The organism is Janthinobacterium algoris, from assembly GCF_051380935.1.
Lineage (GTDB): Bacteria > Pseudomonadota > Gammaproteobacteria > Burkholderiales > Burkholderiaceae_D > Janthinobacterium.
Genome location: NZ_JBNYXZ010000004.1, coordinates 298,576 through 320,586, shown reverse-complemented (window position 1 = coordinate 320,586; position 22,011 = coordinate 298,576). Strand labels below are relative to the sequence as shown.

The 22,011-nt window shown below is 62.3% G+C and carries 19 protein-coding genes; 11 read left to right on the top strand and 8 right to left on the bottom strand.

The window, feature by feature from the left end:
- Positions 1-3: 3 nt before the first annotated feature.
- Positions 4-915: a 3-hydroxyisobutyrate dehydrogenase gene (gene mmsB / locus ACQ4W7_RS08295; protein WP_426073013.1), complete on the top strand. Its 912-nt coding sequence runs from the start codon at positions 4-6 to the stop codon at positions 913-915.
- Here mmsB and ACQ4W7_RS08290 read toward each other — a convergent pair.
- Positions 912-1,298, bottom strand: a complete 387-nt coding sequence (locus ACQ4W7_RS08290; protein WP_436529717.1) for a DUF1090 domain-containing protein — start codon at positions 1,296-1,298, stop codon at positions 912-914. The two genes, mmsB and ACQ4W7_RS08290, sit on opposite strands and share 4 nt — an antisense overlap.
- A gap of 154 nt (positions 1,299-1,452) precedes the next feature.
- Here ACQ4W7_RS08290 and ACQ4W7_RS08285 point away from each other — a divergent pair, with 154 nt between their 5' ends.
- The 5 genes from ACQ4W7_RS08285 (at position 1,453) to ACQ4W7_RS08265 (ending at position 7,343) form a co-directional block, all read left to right on the top strand.
- Complete coding sequence (locus tag ACQ4W7_RS08285) at positions 1,453-2,277, top strand: tetratricopeptide repeat protein (protein ID WP_426073011.1); 825 nt, start codon at positions 1,453-1,455, stop codon at positions 2,275-2,277.
- Positions 2,274-3,260, top strand: coding sequence for a tetratricopeptide repeat protein (locus tag ACQ4W7_RS08280; RefSeq protein ID WP_436529715.1), 987 nt, complete (start codon positions 2,274-2,276; stop codon positions 3,258-3,260). Before ACQ4W7_RS08285 ends, ACQ4W7_RS08280 begins: the two co-directional genes overlap by 4 nt.
- Before the next feature lie 68 nt (positions 3,261-3,328).
- A complete protein-coding gene (locus ACQ4W7_RS08275; RefSeq protein WP_436529713.1) occupies positions 3,329-4,543 on the top strand; it encodes an AGE family epimerase/isomerase in 1,215 nt (404 codons plus the stop codon).
- A complete protein-coding gene (locus ACQ4W7_RS08270; protein ID WP_426073008.1) occupies positions 4,540-5,472 on the top strand; it encodes a carbohydrate kinase family protein in 933 nt (310 codons plus the stop codon). Before ACQ4W7_RS08275 ends, ACQ4W7_RS08270 begins: the two co-directional genes overlap by 4 nt.
- Positions 5,473-5,702: 230 nt before the next feature.
- A complete protein-coding gene (locus ACQ4W7_RS08265; RefSeq protein WP_426073007.1) occupies positions 5,703-7,343 on the top strand; it encodes a diguanylate cyclase domain-containing protein in 1,641 nt (546 codons plus the stop codon).
- A gap of 40 nt (positions 7,344-7,383) precedes the next feature.
- Here the strand turns inward: ACQ4W7_RS08265 and ACQ4W7_RS08260 are convergent, their stop codons facing one another.
- Together ACQ4W7_RS08260 and ACQ4W7_RS08255 are read right to left on the bottom strand one after the other, a co-directional pair.
- Positions 7,384-8,472: a LacI family DNA-binding transcriptional regulator gene (locus ACQ4W7_RS08260; protein WP_436529710.1), complete on the bottom strand. Its 1,089-nt coding sequence runs from the start codon at positions 8,470-8,472 to the stop codon at positions 7,384-7,386.
- Positions 8,456-10,369: a glucokinase gene (locus ACQ4W7_RS08255; protein WP_426073005.1), complete on the bottom strand. Its 1,914-nt coding sequence runs from the start codon at positions 10,367-10,369 to the stop codon at positions 8,456-8,458. The genes ACQ4W7_RS08260 and ACQ4W7_RS08255 overlap by 17 nt, the downstream gene beginning before the upstream one ends.
- A 345-nt stretch (positions 10,370-10,714) precedes the next feature.
- Between ACQ4W7_RS08255 and ACQ4W7_RS08250 the strand changes: the two genes are divergently transcribed.
- The 5 genes from ACQ4W7_RS08250 (at position 10,715) to ACQ4W7_RS08230 (ending at position 16,477) form a co-directional block, all read left to right on the top strand.
- A complete protein-coding gene (locus tag ACQ4W7_RS08250) occupies positions 10,715-12,001 on the top strand; it encodes a maltoporin (protein ID WP_426073004.1) in 1,287 nt (428 codons plus the stop codon).
- 245 nt (positions 12,002-12,246) lie between these two features.
- Positions 12,247-13,500, top strand: coding sequence for an ABC transporter substrate-binding protein (locus ACQ4W7_RS08245; protein ID WP_077402988.1), 1,254 nt, complete (start codon positions 12,247-12,249; stop codon positions 13,498-13,500).
- A 101-nt stretch (positions 13,501-13,601) separates the two neighbouring features.
- Positions 13,602-14,486: a carbohydrate ABC transporter permease gene (locus ACQ4W7_RS08240; protein ID WP_071077887.1), complete on the top strand. Its 885-nt coding sequence runs from the start codon at positions 13,602-13,604 to the stop codon at positions 14,484-14,486.
- Positions 14,483-15,358 (top strand): carbohydrate ABC transporter permease, encoded by an 876-nt coding sequence (locus tag ACQ4W7_RS08235; RefSeq protein ID WP_071077886.1) that lies wholly within the window; start codon positions 14,483-14,485, stop codon positions 15,356-15,358. The genes ACQ4W7_RS08240 and ACQ4W7_RS08235 overlap by 4 nt, the downstream gene beginning before the upstream one ends.
- 9 nt (positions 15,359-15,367) lie before the next feature.
- The gene (locus ACQ4W7_RS08230) at positions 15,368-16,477 is read left to right on the top strand and encodes an ABC transporter ATP-binding protein (RefSeq protein WP_426073003.1); all 1,110 of its coding nucleotides are present in this window, start codon (positions 15,368-15,370) and stop codon (positions 16,475-16,477) included.
- A gap of 70 nt (positions 16,478-16,547) precedes the next feature.
- Here the strand turns inward: ACQ4W7_RS08230 and ACQ4W7_RS08225 are convergent, their stop codons facing one another.
- The 5 genes from ACQ4W7_RS08225 to ACQ4W7_RS08205 form a co-directional block, all read right to left on the bottom strand.
- Positions 16,548-17,579, bottom strand: coding sequence for a ParB/Srx family N-terminal domain-containing protein (locus ACQ4W7_RS08225; RefSeq protein ID WP_426073002.1), 1,032 nt, complete (start codon positions 17,577-17,579; stop codon positions 16,548-16,550).
- 24 nt (positions 17,580-17,603) lie between these two features.
- Positions 17,604-18,821, bottom strand: a complete 1,218-nt coding sequence (locus tag ACQ4W7_RS08220) for a hypothetical protein (RefSeq protein WP_426073001.1) — start codon at positions 18,819-18,821, stop codon at positions 17,604-17,606.
- A gap of 176 nt (positions 18,822-18,997) precedes the next feature.
- The gene (locus tag ACQ4W7_RS08215) at positions 18,998-20,020 is read right to left on the bottom strand and encodes a Gfo/Idh/MocA family oxidoreductase (RefSeq protein WP_436529706.1); all 1,023 of its coding nucleotides are present in this window, start codon (positions 20,018-20,020) and stop codon (positions 18,998-19,000) included.
- A 28-nt stretch (positions 20,021-20,048) separates the two neighbouring features.
- Positions 20,049-21,035 carry an inositol 2-dehydrogenase gene (gene iolG / locus ACQ4W7_RS08210; protein ID WP_436529837.1) on the bottom strand — a complete coding sequence of 329 codons (987 nt, stop codon included), beginning with the start codon at positions 21,033-21,035 and terminating at the stop codon, positions 20,049-20,051.
- Positions 21,028-21,894: a MurR/RpiR family transcriptional regulator gene (locus ACQ4W7_RS08205; protein ID WP_426072999.1), complete on the bottom strand. Its 867-nt coding sequence runs from the start codon at positions 21,892-21,894 to the stop codon at positions 21,028-21,030. Before ACQ4W7_RS08205 ends, iolG begins: the two co-directional genes overlap by 8 nt.
- Positions 21,895-22,011 lie beyond the last annotated feature (117 nt).

Here is a 22,011-nt window from a genome sequence, read left to right as displayed (position 1 = left end):
GGGATGAGCTTGAGCACCAATATCGTTTTCATCGGCCTCGGTAACATGGGGCTGCCCATGGCGCAAAACCTGGTGCGCGCCGGCCATGCCGTGACGGGCTTCGATTTGCTGCCGGCCAGCGTGCGGCAGTTTGCCGATGGCGGTGGCCTGGTGTCCGATGACCAGGCGGCGGCGATTCACGCGGCCGACATCGTCATCACCATGCTGCCGGCCAGCCGCCACGTGCTGGGGGCGTACTTGGGTAACTCTTTTGGCGACGCGGGTATATTGGCGCAGGCGCGGCCCGGCACCTTGCTGATCGACTGTTCGACGATTTCCACCGAAGCGGCGCGCCAGGTGGGTCGCGCGGCGCAGGAGAAGGGCTTGCCCATGCTGGACGCGCCCGTTTCGGGCGGCACGGCGGGCGCCACCAACGGCAGCCTGACCTTCATGGTGGGCGGCGAAGAGGCGGCGCTGGCGGCGGCGCGGCCTTACCTGGAGATCATGGGCAAGGCGATTTTCCACGCGGGCGGCTCGGGTTGTGGGCAGACGGTCAAGATCTGCAACAACATGCTGCTGGGGATTTTGATGATCGGCACCAGCGAAGCCATACGCCTGGGCGTGGCCAATGGCCTGGACCCGAAGGTGGTGTCGGACGTGATGGCGAAAAGCTCGGGCCGCAACTGGACCCTGGAGGTGTACAACCCGTGCCCGGGCGTGGCCGAGAACGTGCCCGCGTCGCGCGGTTACACGGGCGGTTTTGGCGTCGACCTGATGTTGAAAGACCTGGGCCTGGCCGTGGAAAGCGCGCTGGCCAGCGGCGCGGCCGTGCCGCTGGGCGCCTTGTCGCGCAATTTATATAGTTTGCACAGCAAGGCGGGATCGGGCGCGCTGGATTTTTCCAGCATTTATCAACTGCTGGGGGAGAAAACTTAAAGCTGCTGCGCCTGCAGGGCGGCCAGTTCCGCCTTGGCCTTTTCCAGCTTGCCTTCCAGCTTGGCGATTTTTTTTGGCTCTTTGTTAGCTTCCTGGGCCAGGCGCAGCGAACGCTCCGTCTGGTTCACCTTGGCCTGCGCCTTCAGCACCTTCTTGTTGTGGCGTTCGACCAGGCTGCTGTCGCGGCAGTGGGCGTTGACTTCGTCGAGCGCGCGCGTGAGGCCGGCAACCTTGTCGGACAAGCCCTGTTCCTGCGCCTGGCGCAATTCGCTGCGGATGCTTTCGCGCTTGGCGGCGCAGCCGGCCAGCTGGGTTTCGGCGGCGCTGGCGCCCATGGAGGTGGCCAGGAGCAAGGTCAAGGCGAATTTGGACAGACGGTTCATGGTGTTCCTGGGCAGGTTGGTTTAGTTGATGCAATGTAAGCCTGCCGGGATGCCCTGTCAAACTTCCCGTGCAGTGCGCGCCTGTCTGACGTGGCATCAGCTACCATGCGTGTTTTCTTCTTCCCGACACCGTCGCATGCCCAAGAAATTACTTTTGCTGATTCCTTTTCTACTGCCGCTGCCCGTCCTGGCGCAAACCTCGCCCACCTTGCTCGAACTGCAGCTGATCGCCATTCAGGCAAGGGCGGATGCGCGGGCCAGCAGCCCGGAAAGTATCGCCGAGTTTGCCGAGGCGCAGCGTGCCGCGCAAGGGGGCGATGTGGAGGCGCAGCTGGCGCTGGCGCGCATGCTGCAGCTGGGCGTCGGCACGCCGCAAGACACGGCGCAGTCGATGGTCTGGGTACGCAAGTCTGCCGAAGGCGGCTATGCGCCGGCGCAATCGGCCTTGGGCCTGGCCTACACGGTGGGTGGCAAGGTGCCCATCGACCGCGTACAGGGCGAGTACTGGCTGCGCAAGGGCGTGGCGCAAGGCGACGAACTGGCGCAAACCATTTTGGCGCTGGAATTCATCAACGGCGAGAGCCGTGCCGAAGAACAGGCGCTGGCCATCACATGGCTGAAGGCGGCGGCGCTCGAACAGCACTTTGTTCCTGCCTATAACGCTTTGGGCGAGCATCTGATGCGCGCAGCCACCGACGAGCAGCAGCGCGGCGAGGCCTACACCTGGTATCAAAGATCGGCGCGTGAAAAGCAGCCGGCCGGCATGCGCAACCTGGCCCGCGCACACGAACTGGGCCTGGGCGTGGCGCAGTCGGACAAGTGGGCCCTGGTCTGGTACGAGCGGGCGGCATGGAGCGGCGACTTGCCCGCCATGCGGCGCATGCTTGATGTGTATGTCAAAGGCGAACTTGGGCAGCAGGCGAATGCCGAAGACGCCGCCGAGTGGCGCGGCAAATTGGCTGAAAAGGAAAACAAATGAAGGCCATGCTGTTCATCTTGAGCCTGGCCTTGGCGCAGCCAGCGTCCACCAAAGAACCGCGCCAGCATCCGGCGCTGGTCGAATTCGATATGACGGGCCAGGACGAGATGCGCGCGCGCGTGCAGGCGGTGATCAACCGTCCTGCCGACCTGGCGCCAGACAAAGTCGCCGCCTTCGACAAGGCGCGTCGCGCGGCGGAAGGGGGCGACACCGTCGCCCAGCTGGAGCTGGCGCAAATGCTGCACGGCGCCGAGGGCACGCCGCGCGACTATGACGCGGGCCTGGCATGGATGAAAAAATCGGCCGAAGGCGGCTATGGCCCGGCGCAGGCGTTCCTGGGCGTGGCCTATACGCTGGGCCAGGGCATCGCAGTCGACCGCAAGCTGGGCGAATACTGGTCGCGCAAGGGCGCTGCGCAAGGCGTGGAACTGGCCAACTTCATGGTGGCCCAGCACTTTGAAACTATCCGCAGCAGCCCGGAAGAACAGGCGCACGCACTGCACTGGCTGAAGTACTATGCGGAAAACGGCTTCATCCCCGCCTACAATGAAATCGGCTACCGCCTGATGATGACGGCGCACGATGATGCGCAGCGCAAGGAGGCATTTCGCTGGTATATGCAGGCGGCCAAGGTGCTCGATCCACCCGGCTTGAACAATGTCGCGTACGCGTATGAAGTAGGGCAGGGCGTGCCGCAAAGCGACGAAGCTGCCCTGGGCTGGTACGAGATGGCGGCCATTGCTAAAAGTCCACCGGGCCAGACGGGCTTCGCGCGGCTGCTGGAGCAGGGGCGTGGCGGCCCAACCCGGCAAGGGCCGGCGCCCAAGCCCTTCGCGCTGTACCTGCTGGCGGCGAAGCAGGGCGACGTGGAAGCGATCGAGCGGCTGGTCAAGGTGTACGATAACGGCGAACTGGGACAGGCGCCCGACCCCGCGCAGGCGGCACTGTGGCGTGAAAAGCTCAGGCTGTTCAAGACCCCCTGACTGGGCATGACGGCGTGGAGGCGGCATGCTATCATCATTGTTATCGATAACAATATCATGAGAGACCCATGACTCCCGATTTCCGCTCCAGGGAAATGCTCGAAAAGCATATCCTGCACACGATGCACTTTTATCACCCGCGCGCCATCGATGCGAGCGGCGGCTTTTACCATTTCTTCCTCGATGACGGCACGGTGTACGACGCCAGCACGCGCCATCTGGTCAGCAGCACGCGCTTCATCTTCAATTACGCCATGGCTTACCGCCATTTTGGCGATGACGATTACCAGGCGGCCCTGCGCCACGGCGTGGCCTTTTTGCGCGACGTGCACCGCGACCCGGCCACGGGCGGCTACGCGTGGCAATTGAAGTGGCAAGACGGCGTCAAGACGGTGGAAGACGGCGCCAACCACTGCTACGGCCTGGCCTTCGTGCTGCTCGCCTATGCCCACGCCTTGCAGGCAGGGATGCCGGAAGCGCGCGCGTATCTGGACGAGACCTTCGAATTGATGGAACAGCACTTCTGGCTGCCCGAACACGGCCTGTATGCGGACGTCGCCAGCGCCGACTGGGCGACGCTTGACGGCTACCGGGGCCAGAACGCCAACATGCATGCCTGCGAAGCCATGCTGGCTGCTTTTGAAGCGACCGGCGAGGCGCGCTATCTGCACCGCGCGGAGACACTGGCGCACAACATCACCGTGCGCCAGGCGGGTCTGGCGAACGGGATGATCTGGGAACACTACAAACCCGACTGGTCGATCGACTGGGACTACAACCTGCATGACAAGAGCAATATTTTCCGTCCGTGGGGCTACCAGCCCGGCCACTTCACGGAATGGGCCAAGCTGCTGCTGATCATGGAGCGCCACAGCCGGTTCATGGCCGGTCCGTCCGACTGGCTGCTGCCGCGCGCGCGCGCCCTGTACGACATGGCGTTGGCCAAGGCATGGGATGGCGCGCATGGCGGCATCCATTACGGTTTTGGCCCGCAAGATGAAATCTGCGATGGCGACAAATACTTCTGGGTGCAGGCGGAAAGCTTTGCCGCCGCCGCCGTACTGGCCGCGCGTACGGGCGACGCAGCTTACTGGCACAGCTACGACAAGATATGGAATTACAGCTGGCGGCATTTTGTCGACCATGAGCACGGCGCCTGGTACCGTATTTTGACGCCCGAGAACGGCAAGATCAGCAAGGAGAAAAGCCCGGCCGGCAAGGTCGATTACCACACCATGGGCGCTTGCTATGAAGTGCTGAACGTGCTTGGCGGTGCCGCATGAGCGCCGCTTTTTCACGCGATTTTCCACAATTCGTTTCAGCCGGCGAAGCGCTGACGGACATGCTGCGCACGGGCGCGGACTCTTGGAGCAGCCAGGTGGGCGGCTCGACCTGGAACGTGGCGCGCGTGATGGCGCGCCTGGGCGTGCCCAGCGCCTTTGCCGGCGCCGTCAGCCTCGACGTCTTTGGCGACGCGCTGGCCGCTGCCACCGAGGCGGCGGGCCTGGACATGCGTTTCTTGCAGCGCCATGCGAAGTCGCCGCTGCTGGCCATCGTGCATGAACTGCATCCGCCCACCTATTACTTCATCGGCGACGACAGCGCCGATCTGCATTTTGACGCGGCGCAGCTGCCCAGCGGCTGGATGCAGGGGGCGCAATGGGTGCATTTCGGTGGCATCAGCCTGGCGCGCGAACCGCTGGCGGGCAAGCTGGTAGCGCTGGCGCAGGAATTAAAAGCGGCCGGCGTGAACATCAGCTACGACCCGAATTTCCGCATCATGATGGATGAACGTTACGACGCCACCTTGCGCCGCATGACGGAGTTGGCTGACGTGGTGAAAGTGTCGGATGAAGACCTGGCGGGCCTGTTCCGCCACGACGACATCGATGGCGCGTTTGCCACGCTGCGCAGCTGGAATCGGCAAGCCACCTATTTATATACGCGTGGTGCGCAGGGCGCGGCCCTGTACCAGGGCGAGCAAACATGGCGGGCGGCGCCACCCGCCATCGAGGTGGTCGACTCGGTGGGGGCGGGCGACGCCAGCATCGGCGGCTTGCTGTACAGCCTGATGTACCGGCTTGACGCCGACGGCGGCCAGCACTTGCGCTTTGCCGTCGCGGCCGGGGCGGGCGCTTGCCTGGCCGCCGGCGGCGCCCCGCCGTCGGTGCAATTGGTGGAATCGTTGCTGGAGCGCACTATATTGCGATGATACGGGTAGCGTGTGTGTATTAGGCGGCGCCATGGCGCCCTTTTTGCAATAATAGGCGTAAGATTTGCTTTCTCGCCATGTCAAGAGCCTATCCTGGGAGTGTATACATCTGCGGGGATAGGCTCCAAGTCATCCGCTGAAAAATATACCGCTCCACCCACTGTGATGCACGGCGCCACCTGGTAGATTTGTGCGCCTTACAGAGCATGGGCGCTGAGAAGGAAGTTCGCATGCATAAGATATGGAAGTTTTTCAATCCCAGGAGCTTCAAATTCAAGATGACTGTGCTCGTGGGCGTGCTGGTGCTGTGCGCGACGGGTTCGGTTGCGCTCACATCGCTATATGTCGCGCAAGGGCAGATGGCGTCGGTCATCGGCAATCAGCAATATGCCTTGCTGACCAGTGCGGCGGCATATATCGACGAAGACTTGAATGCGAAGAAAGCACTGCTCAGGGTGTTGGCGGAAGGGCTACCTGCGGACGTGTATGAACATCCGCAGCGGATGCAGGCATTTATTGAAAATCATCCCACCCTGCGCGAGGAATTTTTTAATCTTGTCGCCTTTGATGCTACGGGGCAATTGATTGCCAGCATGAATGACCGGCGCGTGGTCGGCAAACTCAATTTCGCCACGCGGGAATATTTTATCGATACCGTCAAGTTCAGGGAAGGCGTGATATCGCGTCCATTCAAGAGCCTGTTATCGGGCAAACCCATTGTGCTGGTAACCGAACCGATCTATGACGAAGCCGGCAAATTACTGTATGTGATCGCTGGCGGTATCAATTTGCAAAGCCCGACATTTTTCGGCCAGTGGGAGCAGCTCAAGCCGGGCAAGAGCGGTTATCTGTTCATGTTGACCGATGACGGCACGATACTCCACCATCCGGATGCGACGCGCATCCTGATGCGAGAGACTGATGAAAAGAGCGGTGCGATGCCTTCCACACTGGCCGCCTTGCGTGGATTCGACGGCTGGACGCAGGGTAAAACCAGGCAAGGCGTGCAGGCGATTATCACGTACAAGCGTCTGCGCACGGCCGATTGGATCATCGGCGCCGTCTACCCTGAAAGCGAAGCATTCACGCCGATCACCGATATTTATGCCAAAGTCATCATTGCTTCCTCAGGCGTCGCCTTCCTGGCCAGTGGTGCCGGCTGGCTCGCGGTGATGCTGCTCTTGCGTCCCTTGGGTGATCTGGGCCGGCATGTGGCGAGCATACGCTCCGGCAATGCCGATATTGCGGTGTTTGATGTCGCCCGCAAAGACGAGTTCGGAAAACTGAGCCGTGCATTTTATGCGCTGTCGCTGCAGAGGGAAGCTGCGGAGAGCAACCTCGCGGCTCTGGCGCGCACTGACATGCTGACCGGCCTGCACAACAGGCGCATGTTTGACGAGGCGCTGACCGCGGCATTGACGCGCGCCCGGCGCGCTGGTACGGGCCTGGCGCTGGCCTATCTGGATATCGATTATTTTAAGAAAATAAATGATACGTACGGGCATGGCATCGGCGACCTGGTGTTGATTGAATTTGCCAAACGGCTCAAAGCTTGCGTCCGGGCCTCGGACACGGTAGCGCGCCTGGCAGGCGACGAGTTTGTCATCATTTTTGAACAACTGACGGATCAGTCCGAGCTCACCATACTGGGCAAGAAAATCGTGCAAGAGATGGTCGTGCACTTTGATTGCGGCGGCATCGGTCTGCATGTCGCCACCAGTGTCGGTTTGGCGTTCAGTGCCCAGGGCGATACGACGGCAGGGGCATTATTGACGGCGGCCGACACGGCGCTCTACAAGGCAAAAAGCGCTGGCCGCAACGGTTATGCCGTCACTTCCATCGGCAGCTCGGCCTTGACCGAGGCGGTGTAGGGCCGGGCACGTGTGGCGGGCATCGCCTGTTCTGGCCGCATCAAGGTCTGCGTTGGCCCTTTTCCGCTGGCGGCGCATACCTACCCGACGATGCCCGTTCGACCAGGGTAAATTCCATCAGGCGATGCGTGGCGGGCGCGGGTTCTCCCGCGCGGCGCTGGCGTATCTCGTCGATGACGAGATTGACGGCGGCGCGCGCCATGTCGGCGATGGGCTGGTGGATGGTGGTCAGCTCCGGCCAGACGGTGGTGGCCACTGGCGTATCGTCAAAACCGCATACGCTCACGTCTTGCGGCACTTGCAAACCCATGCCGTGCGCCACGGCCAGGGTGGCGGCAGCCATGTCGTCGTTGCTGGCGAAGATGGCACTGGGGGGAGGTTGTTGCGCCAGCAGCTGGCGCGCTGCGTCGAGCCCCGAGCGATACGTGAAATAGCCTTGCGCCACCCTGTGTGGCGGTACCGGCAAGCCCGCTTCCCGCATGGCGTCCTCGAAGGCCTGGCGGCGCAGCAGGGCGGGGGTGTGCGCCGGATCGCCTTCGATGAAGCCGATGTCGCGGTGGCCCAGCGTGAGCAGATGGCGCGTCATGGCCAGCGCGCCTTCGTAGTCGTCGATGCGCACGGCCGACACATCGGGCGAGGGGCGCGCCGTGGCTACGGCGATGGCAGGGATGCCCATTTGATTCAGCTGCGCCAGCACTTCAGGCGAATCGCACAGGGGTGGCGGCACCAGGATGCCGTCCACGCCGGCCGCCACCAGGCAGGCGATGCCGGCGCGCTGGCTATCCAGGTCTTCGCAGCGTTCGAGCAGCAGCTGGCCGCCGCCTTGGCGGCATTGGTCCATGGCGCCGACCAAAAATTCACTGAGGAAGGCTGCGCTGGGGTTGCTGTATAGCAGGCCGATGCGCAGGGTGCCCGTGCGGGCCGCCCTGGCCGCCAGGTTGGGTTGGTAGCGCAGGCTGGTGATCGCCGCCTCGACCTTGTCGCGCGTGGCCGTGCTGACGCTGGCGCGCCCGTTGATCACGCGCGATACCGTCATGGCCGACACGCCGGCCACGCGCGCCACGTCATGCACGGTGGCGCCGCTGGCCGTATCGGGGGCGGCGTGCGCCGCCTTATTCGAGGTGGCCACCGAATTTCAGCTTGCCGCTGATGCGCATGCCGTGCAATTGTCCCTCTTCCAGTTCGGCGGCGCTGGTGCGCTGCGCCGTGTCGCGCCGCGCCAGTCCCACCGACAGGATATCGAGCATCATCAGTTGCAGCAGGCGCACGATCATGGGCACGAAATTGAGATTGCCTTCCGGGTGGTTCAATGTCAGCAGCACGTCGGCCAGTTTGGCCAGCGGCGAACCGCTGGCCGTAATGGCCAGCACGCGCGCGCCACAGCCATGCGCCACCTTGACGGTGCGCAGCAGGTCGGGCAGGGCGCCCGAGCGGGAAATCACCAGCGCGACGTCGCCCGGCTTGAGCATGGCGGCGCTCATTTCCTGTGCCTGCGGATCGGCAAAGAAGCTGCTGACGATGCCCAGGTTGAGCAGCTTGTGCTGCATGTCGTCGGCCACCACGCGGGCGCTGCCCACGGCCAGCAATTCCACGCGCTGCGCGCCGCGCAGCAGTTCGATGGCCGCCGTCAGCGCCTTCACATCGAGCATGTCGCGCAGGGCCAGCGCGGCCGAGGCGTTATTGCCCAGCACCTTGCGTGCCAGTTCGGCGTCGGAGTCCGAAATCTCCACGTGGCAGTGGGCCACCGTGATGGCGCCGCCCGTCAGGCCGGAAGCGAGCTTCAATTTGAAATCGGCCAGGCCCTGCACCCCGATCGAGCGGCAAAAGCGCATCACCGTGGGTTGGCTGACGCCGACCCGCTGGGCGATTTCGGCAATCGGCAGGGTCAGCATGGCGTTCGGCTCCTTCAGCACCCAGTCGGCCACCTTGCATTCGGAGGGGCTCATGCGCCCGCGCGCCTGGCGCACCGATTCGAGCACGGGCGCGCCGGAATGCGCGCGCTTGAGCTTTTGCGCCAGGATGGCGGCGATGCCGAGAAAAGTAGGCAGTTCGGCCGTGATCAAGAAGGTGGGAATCTGCGCCAGGTACTCGTTCAGGCGGCCCTTTTGCTCGAAGCGGGCGCGGAACTGCGACTGTTCGAACAGGGGGCCCAGGCGCGGCACGATGCCCCCGCCTATATAGATGCCACCCAGCGCACCGAGGGTCATGGCCACGTTGCCGGCGATGGAGCCGAGGATGGCGCAAAAGCAGTCCACCGCCTCCAGACATACATCACATTCATTGTTCAGGGCGCGGCTGGTGATGTCGGCCGCCAGCAGCGGCTGCACATCATGCCGGCCAGCCCGGTCGGACAGGGCGCGGTAGATCAGTTCCAGGCCGCGCCCGGAGGCGAGGCGTTCGGCCGAGACGTGCGACAGTTCGCGCCAGGCGAAGGACAGCACATCCATCTCGCGCTGGTCGCAGGGGGCGAAGCTGACGTGGCCCCCTTCGCTGCCCAGCGCGATCCAGCGGTCTTCGGCGGGAATCATGCCCGACACACCCAGGCCCGTGCCCGAACCGAGCAGGCCGATGACGCTGTCGGCGCGCGCCATGCCGCCACCGATCTGCAGGCGCTGGTCGGGCCGCAGATAGGGCAGGGCCATGGCCAGCGCCGTGAAGTCATTCACCACCAGCAGCGTGTCGAGGCCCAGCGCGGTGCGCATCGCCTCGATCGAGAAGAACCAGTGATGGTTCATCATGCGGATATTGTCGTCGTCGATGGGATTGGCGATGGCGATGGCCGCATGGCGCACGCGCGCCGAACCGGCGGCGCGCGCCTCGCTGCTATCCATATAGGCGGTGATGGCGTCGAGCAGCGAAGCGTAGTCGTCGCAGGGCAGCACGGCCACCGCTTCCAGGTGGCCCTGGCGCGTTTCCAGCACGAAGCGGGCATTGGTGCCGCCGATGTCTGCCAGCAGGCGTGGCCCTTCACTGAAACGCTCCGCCGGATCGCTGCCTGCTACTTCCATTTTTTCATCAATTTTCATGGCGGTGCTTAGTCTCGTCTGCGTGCGCGGTCGTGGCGGCGCACTGTCGTTATGGGCAAAAATCAAGGATTTTAATTCGTATACGTGCCGCGTGCCGAAAAATGCGGTATGCCTGCGCAAATGCTTGTCCACAGTGCCGGAAACGGTAGCGCCAGCGGAAAAAAACAGGGCTTCAACTCGCACATTAGTATGCAAATAAAGTGTCGCAGAGTAGTCGTAGGATTACAACATAATATGTTGATATTTGTTCGTAGTATAGTTACTATATCCCTGCTGGAAAGAATTCTGGCCAGTACATTCGGCCACGAATGACTAGATAAAAAATAACTACTGAGGAGACTTACCATGCTGCATCGCACCATGTTGAAGGCCGTGTTGAAAACGCTGCCGGCTGCCATCGTCTTAGCCATCGCCAGCGGTTCCGCTGTCGCCGACCCCATGTATCCATCCGACTCCGAAGGCTTCCATGGCTACCTGCGCGCCGGCGCCGGCAGCAATACTTCGGGCGGCGGCGGTTCGCAAGGCTGCTTCGGCCTGGGTGGCAATACCATGAAATACCGTCTGGGCAATGAGTGCGACGCCTACACGGAATTCGGCTACACCAAGTCCGTCGCCAAGTCCGGCGGCGTGAACTACCTGGCCACCATCTGGGTCAACGCCTACGCGCCAAATTCGGATTTCGGCGACAACAAACTGGGCATCGTCAAGGCCTATGTCGAAGCGCAGGGACTCGATTTCCTGAACGGCGGCACGGCCTGGATCGGTAAACGCTTCTACTACCGTCCTGACATCCACATGCTGGATCTGCAATACATCAACATGAACGGCACGGGCGCCGGCCTGGACCGCATTCCTGCCGGCCCCGGTAAATTCTCGTATGCCTTCTTCAAGGACAACGACATCAAGATCGCGTTGCCGAACGGCGGCGTCAACACCAAATCGGCCGTGCGCCAGAACTTCATCTTTGGCGAGATTCCCGTCAATGAAAACGGCACCCTGGACCTGGCCGCGACCTACATCATCGGCGAAGGCAAGGACGACGTCCTCACGGGCAAGCGCAATAACGGCTGGCAACTGTCGGCCTTCCACCGTCAAGGTAAAGTGTTCGGCGGCGGCAACACCTTTGGCGTGCAGTACGGCGTCGGTCCTGGCACCGGCAATGGCGCGCAGTTCGGCGCTTCGGGCGACACCAATTTCGGTTCGGACGTGAAACGCACGCGCATCTTCAATGACATGGCGATCCAGCCGATGGCCAATTTCGGCATGGAATTTGTCGCCCTGTGGCAAAAAGACGAGTCGAACGCCAAAGGTTCCTCGACCTGGACCTCGGTCGGCGTGCGCCCTGTATATGCATTCACCGACAACTTCAAGCTGGTGGGCGAACTGGGCACGGACCGCGTGACGCAAGCGGGCGGCCAACCGGCCAAGCGCTTGACCAAGCTGACCATCGCGCCGACGATCTCTGCAGGTCCCGGCCTGTGGTCGCGTCCTGAACTGCGCGCTTTCGTGACGTACGGCAAATGGAACGATGCGGCCACCGCTTCGGTAAATGCGTCGAACAACGGCGGCCCGATCTATAACAACAATACCAGCGGCACTTCCTATGGTTTCCAAGTGGAAACCTGGTTCTAAGTTTGCAGGCATTGTAAGCGCAGATCAACCTGGCGCATCCTTCGCGGATGCGTTTTTGGCGCCGTCCCGTGATATAAATACAATGTAGGCATGTCATGGATCACGGCGCCGTCTTTTCACTGAAGATGATGCCCGTTTGCAAGCGGGTCTGAGTACAAGAGCGCCGGTACAGGCGCAGATTTCACCTTTTTCGGCCCCCGTATGCCGAAGCCCCCTAAAAGCTTGATCAAAAAAGGAATGTGGAGATGAAACTGAAATTCAAGATTACCCAACTGGCCGCATTGACCACCCTGGCATTCGCTGGCAGCGCCTTTGCGACCGACGTGGAAGTGTTGCACTACTGGACCTCCGGCGGCGAAGCGAAGTCCGTGGGCCAGTTGCAGCAAATCGTGAAAGAAAGCGGCTTCGGTTGGAAAGACTTTGCCGTGGCTGGCGGCGCTGGCGAAAACGCCGCGACCGCACTGAAAACCCGCGTCATTTCCGGCAACCCGCCAACGGCCGCCCAGATCAAGGGCCCATCGATCCAGGAGTGGGGCGCGGAAGGCGTGCTGGCCAATATCGATGATGCCGCCATTCCAGGCAAATGGGATGCCGTGCTGCCGAAAGTCGTCGCTGACATCATGAAATACAAGGGCCACTACGTTGCCGCTCCCGTCAACGTCCACCGCGTCAACTGGATGTGGGTCAATCCGGAAGTGCTGAAAAAAGCCGGCGTGGCCACCACCCCGACCACCTGGGATGCGTTCTTCGACGCGGCCGAGAAAATCAAGAAATCGGGCGGCATCGCGATTGCCCACGGCGGCCAGCCATGGCAGGATGCCACCGTGTTTGAGTCGGTCGCGCTGGGCGTGGGCGGCACCGAGTTCTACAAGAAGGCCATCCTCAAGCTGGACCAGAAGGAATTGACCGGCCCGACCATGCTCAAGGTGTTCGACACCCTGGGCAAGGTGAAGACCTACATCGACAAGGACGCGGCCGGCCGCGACTGGAATCTGGCCACCGCCATGGTCATCAACAACAAGGCCGGCTTCCAGTTCATGGGCGACTGGGCCAAGGGCGAATTCACGGCCGCCGGCAAAGTGCCGGGCAAGGATTATCTGTGCGTGGCAGCTCCTGGCACCGACAAGGCTTACACCTTCAACATCGATTCGTTTGCCATGTTCACACAAAAGGATGCGAATGCGAAGAAAGGGCAGATCGCTCTGGCCAACGCCATCATGAATCCGAAGTTCCAGTCGATCTTCAACTTGAACAAGGGTTCCATCCCCGTGCGTTCCGGCGTTTCCAAGGACAAGTTTGACGCTTGCGCCCTGAAATCGATGGAAGACATGGACGCCACCAACAAGACCGGCGGCCTGGTGCCATCGTTCGCGCACGGCATGGCGCTGGCATCGGCCACGCAAGGCGCCGTCACCGACGTCATCGCCAAGTTCATGAACACCAACATGAGCTCGAAAGACGCGGTTGCAGCGCTGGCCAAAGCGGCAAAAGTGAAGTAATCACGACGGCGCCGGCTTCCCCGCCGGCGCTCGCTGCATCGCATGCACCGCAGGCTCCCGCCCAGGCGGGTGCCACACGCAGTTCTCTCTACGGCTCTCCTATGTCCATACGCAAGCAATTCGACCGATGGATACCGCAGATGGTGCTGGGCCCCACGCTCATCGCCAGTCTGCTGTTCGTCTATGGTTTTATCTTTTTGACCGGTTGGCTGTCGCTGACCGAATCGCGGCTGATGCCGAACTACGAGTTCGCCGGCCTGGTGCAATACGTCGAGCTGTTCGACAACGAGCGCTGGTGGACCTCGCTCAAGAACCTCGGCATTTTTGGTGTCCTGTTCATCGGTTGCAGCATCGCCATCGGCCTGTTCCTGGCGATCCTGCTGGACCAGAAAATCCGCGCCGAAGGCGCGCTGCGCGCCATTTACCTGTACCCGATGGCGTTGTCCTTCATCGTCACCGGCACCGCCTGGAAATGGATGCTCAATCCCAGCCTGGGCCTGGAAAAGGTCATGCACGACTGGGGCTGGACCTCGTTCACCTTCGACTGGCTGGTGAACTCCGACATGGCCATCTACACGGTGGTGATCGCCGGCGTGTGGCAATCCTCGGGCTTCGTCATGGCGCTGTTCCTGGCAGGCCTGCGCGGCATCGACGACGAGATCATCAAGGCGGCGCAAGTCGATGGCGCGTCGCTGCCGACGATCTACTGGCGCATCGTGATTCCTGCCATGCGGCCCGTATTCTTCAGCGTGCTGCTGATACTCGCGCATATCGCCATCAAGAGCTTCGACCTGGTCATTGCGTTGACGGCTGGCGGACCTGGCAACTCGTCGTCCGTGCCGGCCATCTTCATGTACCAGTTTTCCTTCACCCGCGGCCAGTTGGGCCTGGGCTCGGCATCGGCAATGATGATGCTGGCCACCATCGTGGCCGTGCTCGTGCCGCTGATGTACCTGGAAACGCGCAGCGCAAAGGCGATGAGATGACACACACTCCTACACGTAACAACAAACTCACTCTGGGACGGGTGGTGTTATACCTGCTGCTGATTCTGTTCGCGGTGTACTACATCGTGCCCCTGTACGTGACCCTGTCGACGTCGTTCAAGTCGCTCGACGAGATCCGCAGCGGCAACCTGCTGGCCTTGCCGCACGTGTGGCAATTCGATTCCTGGTCCAAGGCCTGGTCTTCGGCCTGCACGGGCGTGACCTGCGACGGCATGCAGCCGTTCTTTTGGAACTCGATCAAGATGGTGATTCCCGCCGTGCTGATTTCGACCTTCCTGGGCGCCTTCAACGGCTACGTGTTCGCGCACTGGCGCTTCCGTGGGTCGGAAATGCTGTTTGCCGCCTTGCTGGTGGGCTGCTTCATTCCGTTCCAGGTAGTCATCTTGCCGATGGCGCGCTTGCTGGGCGAATTCGGCCTGGCCAATACCACCACGGGCCTGGTCTTCGTGCACGTGGTGTATGGCACTGCCTTCACGACCCTGTTCTTCCGTAACTACTACATCGGTGTGCCGGAAGAATTGATCAAGGCGGCGCGCATCGACGGCGCCGGCTTCTTCCTGATCTTCCGCAAGATTGTGCTGCCGATTTCGGGTCCGATTTTCGTCGTCTGCATCATCTGGCAATTCACGCAGATCTGGAACGACTTCCTGTTTGGCATCGTCTTCGCCAGCGGCGATTCGCAGCCGATCACGGTGGGCTTGAACAATCTGGTCAACACGTCCACGGGCGTGAAGGAATACAACGTCAACATGGCAGCCGCGGTGATTGCCGCGCTGCCTACCCTGCTGGTCTATCTGGTCGCAGGCCGTTATTTTGTGCGCGGTCTGACCGCAGGCGCAGTCAAAGGTTAAGGAAATAATATGTCCAGTTTATCGATACGCGGTATCCGCAAGGTGTACACGAATGGCGTCGAAGTCCTCAAGGGCATCGACATCGAGATCAAGGATGGCCAGTTCCTGATCCTTGTCGGCGGCTCCGGCTCCGGAAAATCGACCTTGCTCAACATGGTGGCCGGCCTGGAAAGCGTCACCTCGGGCGAAATCCTCATCGACGGCAAGGTGGTCAACGACCTGCCGCCGAAGGACCGCGACATCGCCATGGTGTTCCAGTCCTACGCGCTGTACCCGTCGATGACGGTGCGCGAGAATATCGCGTTTGGCCTGAACGTGAAAAAAGTGCCGAAGGCGGAGCAGGAAGAGATCGTCGCCCGCGTCGCCGAAACCCTGCAGATCACGCATTTGCTGGACCGCCGTCCGGCGCAGCTGTCGGGTGGCCAGCGCCAGCGGGTCGCCATGGGCCGCGCCATCTCGCGCAAGCCATCGTTGTTCCTGTTCGACGAACCACTGTCGAACCTGGACGCCAAGCTGCGTGTGGAAATGCGTGCCGAGATCAAGCTGCTGCATCAGCGCCTCAAAGCCACCATTGTCTACGTCACGCATGACCAGATCGAGGCGATGACCATGGGCGATTTGATCGCCGTCATGAAGGATGGGGTGGTGCAGCAACTGGGTACGCCGCAGGAAATCTACGACAATCCGGCGAATCTGTTCGTGGCCGGCTTCATCGGCTCGCCATCGATGAATTTCATTACCGTCAAGCCCGTCATCGAAGGCGGCGAGGTGTTGGTCTCCATCGAGAACGCGGGCAAGAGCATGCGCCTTGCCTTGCCTTTCGACGCCGAAAAACTGCGCAGCTATGCGGGCCGCGACGTGATCCTGGGCGTGCGCCCGGAGCAGATCACGGACATGAGCAGCGCGCACGGCGACGTGGGCCAGGAACTGGGCTGTCTGATCGACCTGGTCGAGCCGACCGGCCCGGATACCTTGCTGACGACGCGCTTGAACGGCGCTGCCGTGACTTGCCGCACGCACCCGCGCGAAGCGGTGCTGCCGGGGCAGACCATGCAACTGTCGTTCAACCTGTCGAAAGCGGCCATGTTCGATCCGGCCAACGGCGAACGCATCGCGTAAGCAGCACCTGCCATAGAAACGGCCCGCTTGTCGAATGACAGGCGGGCCGTTGTCGTTTATGCCGGCGGGTTTATCTTGCCAGCGATTTCTTGTACGCGATGGCGTAGCTGAGCTTGCCCATCGGCGTGGCCAGCTCGTCCAGCGCCGCCTGGCGGAAGACGCCCGTCCAGCCCAGCGCTTGCGCCGTCTTGCCGCCGCTGAAAATGTCCGTGGCTTTCAGGCCCGCCATCGCGGCCGATGCGGTCTTGATGGTGGCCAGGTAGCTGGCGACATCGCCCCTGTCGGTCCTGGCCAGGTCGACCTCGGCCTGCTGACGCAGCCAGTCGGCCCAGTAGAATTCGAGGAATTCCGCGGCCTGCTCGGGCGGCGCATAAGCCACTTCACGCGTGAAGTAGACGAGCGAGCGGTACGGGTCGTCAGCCAGCGATTGCAGGCCGATGGCGGACGGCAGTTGCTGCGGCGTGATGGCCTGGTTCCGGCCGTTTTTTAGCCATACCTTGTTTTCCTCGCGCATGCGCGCCCAGAACGCCGCTTCGCCCAGCGCGCTGAAATTGTCGCTGACCTTGACCCAGACCTTCAATTGATGATTGCGCCCGCCATCGGCATCCCAGAAAGTGGAAAACGTATGGTGGCCATCGGTCAGGTACACGCTGCCGCGCGGGCCGATGACGACGCTTTTCATGTCGCGCGGACGGCTGCCCACGGCCGCCTTGCAGCGATAGCTGGCCGGTGGCGCGGCCAGGGTGGCGCCAGCTACATTGGCCGTGCCGGGCAAGACGTCGCCCTGGCCATTGGCTACACACAGGTCGGCGAATTTCTTTGGCTTGGCGATGTCGGCGAGGTGCTTTTCTTCGGCCGCATAGCGTCCCAGCTTGTAGTACACCTGGTCGTAGCCGATGGCCGGCTGGGTCGGATGCAGTTCATCGAGGCGCACCTGCAGGATGCGCGGATGGGCTGCGCTGCCCACGACGGTGGCCATCAGCGCCTGCTGGCGCGCACTCAGCGCGGGTGCAGGTGCGACGACGGCATCCCTGGCGCAGGCGATGCCGGTGATGGACAGGGCCAGCAGCAGGGCGGCGGCTCGCGTGGCGGGCTTGGGCATGCACTTCTCCTTGATGAAAGAGGGTCATTCCAGCAGTGCGCTAGGCACGCGCGGCGAGGACATCAGGTCGCGGAACGCTGCCCAGTGCTCGGCGCGCGTGGCGCCCTGGCGCTCGACATAGGCTTTCGCCATGTCCTGGCCCAGGTTGTAATTGATGACATAAGCACCCATGGCATCATAGAACTGCAGGCGCTGCGCGGATTTTTCGGCCGGGTACAGGCGCACGTTGACCAGCCATTCCAGCGCTTCATCGCGGCTCAGGTCGCCTTCGAGGTACTGGCGCGCGATGTCGTTGTCGGCGTAGCCGAGTTTGGCCAGCAGCGCGTTGAGTTGCGCATAGCGGGGCGCCAGCGCAGGGTCCAGACCCGCCAGCGGGTACAGCACCTGCTGTTCGAAAGCCAGCCGTTCTTCATCCGTGAAACTCAGTTCGATGCCGTAATTGGCCGTGCCTTCCGCGATCAGTGATTGCGGCGAGTACAGTGGATAGATGCAGTATTCCACCCAGCCCTTGCCGCGTACCAGATCGCGCTCGAGCAGCACATTGTAGACGTGGTGACCCGGATACGCTTCGTGGCAACCGAGGTCGACGGCGCGATCGATATACACGGGCAAGTCCGTATTGATCTGGATCACGCTCTGGTAGTTGCCCTTGTACCAGTTGTAGCCACTCCACGGTTTGTCGTTGACGAATTCCAGTACAAAATCTTCGCCTTCGGGCAGGGCGATGTACTGCAAGGTGCGTTCGCGGCCCGCGCGGATGGCCGCTTCCATGACGGCGCGCAGCTTGTCGGCGGGAATGACGAGTTGCGCGCGCAAGGCGTTCACGCGCTCGCTGACGGTGTCGGAACCGGGCAGCAGGGCGTCGATCTGCGTCACCAATTCTTCGTAGTATGCGCGGCTGTGGTGGGGCGAAACGGCATCGTACAGGCGCGCGCTTTCCGTATCGAAATCGAGACGTGTGCCTTGCAGCATCTCCGCGCGCGCCAGCACGGCTTGCAACTGCTTGCGCAGGTTGAGGGCGCGCAGGCAAGGTTCGTCGGCCAGCAGGGCCAGCGCCTCGTTTGCGCTATCCTTGATATCGCTCAAACCCTGTTGCTGTTCTAGCGCTTCCTGCTGCCATGCGGGCGGGCCGTAATAGGCGTCGACATACGAGGCATCGTGCTGGCCCATGGCCAGAACCAGCTTGACGTAGCGTTCGGCCACGCCGGCGAGGGAAGGGGAGTTGCTGTCGTTGTTCGTCATGGCGGCCTGGTTTTAGGTTGGGCAGGCGCTTATTGTATAGCGCATCGGCGCGTAGGTGCGGCCCGCGCCCGCGACATCATTTCCCTATCATAATTAGAAAAATTGCCATGCGTTTGCGCCTGGCCGTCACACCCAGGCAGCCGTTTTCCGCGCCGGCCGCCTGAGTCCACTGCGGCTTAAAACTCGACGGGCCGTGCTTCGCGCATCGCTTGCGTCATGGCCAGGCCGATGCGCGTCGCTTCCGTCGCGTCGTGCAAGGTCAATGACAGGGTGCGCCGCCCCAGTGCCGCGTCCGTGAACTCCTGCGCTTCGATCAGGAAGGCGTCGGCGAAGCGGGCATAGAAGTCGGGCGTGCATTCATTGCGCACGCCATGCGCATCCGAAATTTCCACCCTGTTCAGGCGCGGATTGCTGCCCACGGCCAGGCGGCCGCCCGTGCCGAACACTTCCGTCAGGGTTTCATGGCCATGCGCCATGGTGCGCGAGGCCATGAAGCTGGCCATGCTGCCATCGGTGAACTCGACTGTCGCCAGGCCATTGTCGACGTCGCCGAATGCCTGCAAGCCCGTGTGGATGGCATTGGTGCCGCTCGCATACACGCGCCTGGGCACGGGGTTGCCCAGCAGCCAGCGCGCCAGGTCGATATCGTGCACGCTGCAATCGAGGAAGATGCCGCCACTGGTGGGGGCGAAGCGCATGAAGGCACCGCTGGGGTCGTTCTGATCGCAGGTTTGCGAACGCACCAGATACGGCTTGCCGATACAACCTTGGGCGATCTTTTGCTGCGCGTCATGGTAGCTGGCATCGAAACGGCGCACGAAGCCGATCATGATGGTCAGCTGCGGGTGGCGCGCCGCCTCCGCTTCCACTTTCAGGCAGTCGGCCAGGTCCAGCGACAGCGGCTTTTCGCAAAACACGTGCTTGCCGGCGCGCAGGGCGGCGATGATCTGGTCCGCATGCAGCGAGGTGGGCGTGACGAGGAAGACGGCGTCCAGGCCCGGATGGGCCAGCAGGGCGTCATAATCCGCATAGCCGGTGGTAATGCCCAGCGTGCTGGCGGCCCAGTCCAGTTCGGCTGGCACGGGGCTGCAGGCGGCCACCACTTCGGCATTCGGTACGCGCTGCGCCAGGTTGATGGCATGGCGCTGGCCCAGCCGGCCCAGGCCGACGATGCCGACTTTTAATGTTGGGGATGACATGCTGTCTCCAGATATTTTTATTATTGGTTTATAAAGTGACCACACGCTGTTCGCGCCATGACAAGGTGGCCGCTTCCGCCAGTTCCAGCGCCTTCAAGCCATCGTGCACTGTGGTGCGCAGCGGCGTGCCATGGGTGAGGGCGTCAAAGAAGTGCGCCATTTCCTGCGCGTAGGCGACGCGGTAGCGTTCCAGGAAGAAGTCTTCCGGCCTGTCGACGCTGACGTTCACAGAACCATAGGCCGTCACTTCCGTCGGCTTGTGGTTGCCCGCCTGCAGCATGCCGGCGCTGCCCAGCACTTCGAAGCGCTGGTCGTAGCCGTAGGCGGCGCGGCGCGAGGCATTGATCTGGCACAAGCGTCCCTTGGCCGTGCGGATGGTGACGACGGCCGTGTCCAGATCGCCCGCCTCGCCGATGGCCGGGTCCACCAGGCAGCTGCCCGTGGCGTGCACGCTGACGGCTTCGTCGTCGAGTATCCAGCGGAAGATGTCGAAATCGTGGATCAGCATATCCTTGAAGATGCCGCCCGAGACCTTGATGTAGCTGACCGGTGGCGGGCCAGGATCGCGGCTGGTGACGACCAGCAATTCGGGCGTGCCGATTTCGCCCGCTTCGATGCGTTGCTTGACGGCATTGAAAGTGGGATCGTAGCGGCGCTGGAAGCCCAGCATGCACATGACCTTGGCTTCCTTGACGGCGGCGGCGCAGGCGCGCGCGCGGTCTATCGTCAGGTCGACGGGCTTTTCGCAAAAGATGGCCTTGCCGGCAGCGGCCGAGCGCAGGATCAGGTCCGCGTGCGTGTCTGTGCTGGAAGCGATGACGACGGCCTTGATGGCCGGGTCGGCCAGCGCCGCTTCCACCGTGGCGCTGCTGCCGCCATGCAGGCCAGCCAGGGTGGCCGCCGCTTCCTGGTTGACGTCGACCACGTACTTGAACTGCACGCCGGGTTGGGCAGCCAGGTTGGCCGCGTGGATTTTGCCGATGCGTCCGGCGCCGAACAACGCTACTTCAATCATCATGTTCTCCTGGGGTGTGGATTTCTTCGATGTCGAGCTCTAATTTGTATGCCAGCGCGATGAACAGCGCTTGGCACAGGCAGATGGTGCTGGTTAGCGAGCGGAAGGCGAAGGCGCTGCCCTCGGTGACGGTCAGCAGCGCGTCGGCGGTCCGCGCGAGCGGCGCCAGCTTGCTGTCGGTAATCACCAGTACCCTGGCACCCTTGTCTTGTGCCGCCTTGATGCACTGCTGGGTTTCCTTGCCGTAAGGCGAGAAACTGATGGCGATCGCCACATCGCGTTCGCGCACGCTGCGCATCTGTTCGCGGTGCATGCCACCCAGTCCGCTGATCAGGTGCACGCGCTTGTCCGTGTGTTCCAGCGCGTAGGCGATGTAGGAGGCGATCGGAAAGGACCGGCGCACGCCGATCACATAGATATTCTCCGCTTTCAGCAGCAGGTTGACGGCCGCTTCCAGCTGCGCGTCGTCCAGGCCGGCCGCCAGGTCGTCGAGGCCGGCGCGGCTGGCGCCGACGAATTCGCGCGTCAGGTCGCCTGCGCTGAGCGCCGCATCGCGCGTGGAAATGAGCTTGCGGATGCGCTGCTGGTAGTCGGGCGTGGCGCCAGCCTGGTCCGTGTACGCCTGGCGGAACACATCCTGCATTTCGGAAAAGCCCGTGTAGCCGAAACGCTGCGCGAAGCGCACGATGGCCGATGGTTGTACGTCGCAAGCGGTGGCGATGTCGCTGATGCGCTCAAGCATCAGGCTGGCCCGGTGCTTTTCAATGTATTGGGCGATGACTTTCAACTGGCGCGACAGATTGTCGTACTCGGCGGCAATGTGCTGCATCAGCTGTTCGATGGGGGCGGTGGCTGCCATGGTTTTTTCCTCTGTGTGCTTGCTGGGCCGCGACGGTGTATCAATTCGCGCTGCGGCTGGTTCTGGCAAGAATTATAGGAGTGAATTCAGAAAATAGAAATGATTTTCTATTTATAT

Bases quoted from the DNA above. Each gene is read 5' to 3' on its own strand.
- ACQ4W7_RS08225 (WP_426073002.1), bottom strand. From the start codon at position 17,579: ATGCCCAAGCCCGCCACGCGAGCCGCCGCCCTGCTGCTGGCCCTGTCC.
- ACQ4W7_RS08230 (WP_426073003.1), top strand. From the start codon at position 15,368: ATGTCCAGTTTATCGATACGCGGTATCCGCAAGGTGTACACGAATGGC.
- ACQ4W7_RS08250 (WP_426073004.1), top strand. From the start codon at position 10,715: ATGCTGCATCGCACCATGTTGAAGGCCGTGTTGAAAACGCTGCCGGCT.
- ACQ4W7_RS08290 (WP_436529717.1), bottom strand. From the start codon at position 1,298: ATGAACCGTCTGTCCAAATTCGCCTTGACCTTGCTCCTGGCCACCTCC.
- ACQ4W7_RS08280 (WP_436529715.1), top strand. From the start codon at position 2,274: ATGAAGGCCATGCTGTTCATCTTGAGCCTGGCCTTGGCGCAGCCAGCG.
- ACQ4W7_RS08215 (WP_436529706.1), bottom strand. From the start codon at position 20,020: ATGTCATCCCCAACATTAAAAGTCGGCATCGTCGGCCTGGGCCGGCTG.
- ACQ4W7_RS08255 (WP_426073005.1), bottom strand. From the start codon at position 10,369: ATGAAAATTGATGAAAAAATGGAAGTAGCAGGCAGCGATCCGGCGGAG.
- ACQ4W7_RS08240 (WP_071077887.1), top strand. From the start codon at position 13,602: ATGTCCATACGCAAGCAATTCGACCGATGGATACCGCAGATGGTGCTG.
- ACQ4W7_RS08245 (WP_077402988.1), top strand. From the start codon at position 12,247: ATGAAACTGAAATTCAAGATTACCCAACTGGCCGCATTGACCACCCTG.
- ACQ4W7_RS08275 (WP_436529713.1), top strand. From the start codon at position 3,329: ATGACTCCCGATTTCCGCTCCAGGGAAATGCTCGAAAAGCATATCCTG.
- ACQ4W7_RS08270 (WP_426073008.1), top strand. From the start codon at position 4,540: ATGAGCGCCGCTTTTTCACGCGATTTTCCACAATTCGTTTCAGCCGGC.
- ACQ4W7_RS08265 (WP_426073007.1), top strand. From the start codon at position 5,703: ATGCATAAGATATGGAAGTTTTTCAATCCCAGGAGCTTCAAATTCAAG.
- ACQ4W7_RS08235 (WP_071077886.1), top strand. From the start codon at position 14,483: ATGACACACACTCCTACACGTAACAACAAACTCACTCTGGGACGGGTG.
- mmsB (WP_426073013.1), top strand. From the start codon at position 4: ATGAGCTTGAGCACCAATATCGTTTTCATCGGCCTCGGTAACATGGGG.
- ACQ4W7_RS08205 (WP_426072999.1), bottom strand. From the start codon at position 21,894: ATGGCAGCCACCGCCCCCATCGAACAGCTGATGCAGCACATTGCCGCC.
- iolG (WP_436529837.1), bottom strand. From the start codon at position 21,035: ATGATTGAAGTAGCGTTGTTCGGCGCCGGACGCATCGGCAAAATCCAC.
- ACQ4W7_RS08220 (WP_426073001.1), bottom strand. From the start codon at position 18,821: ATGACGAACAACGACAGCAACTCCCCTTCCCTCGCCGGCGTGGCCGAA.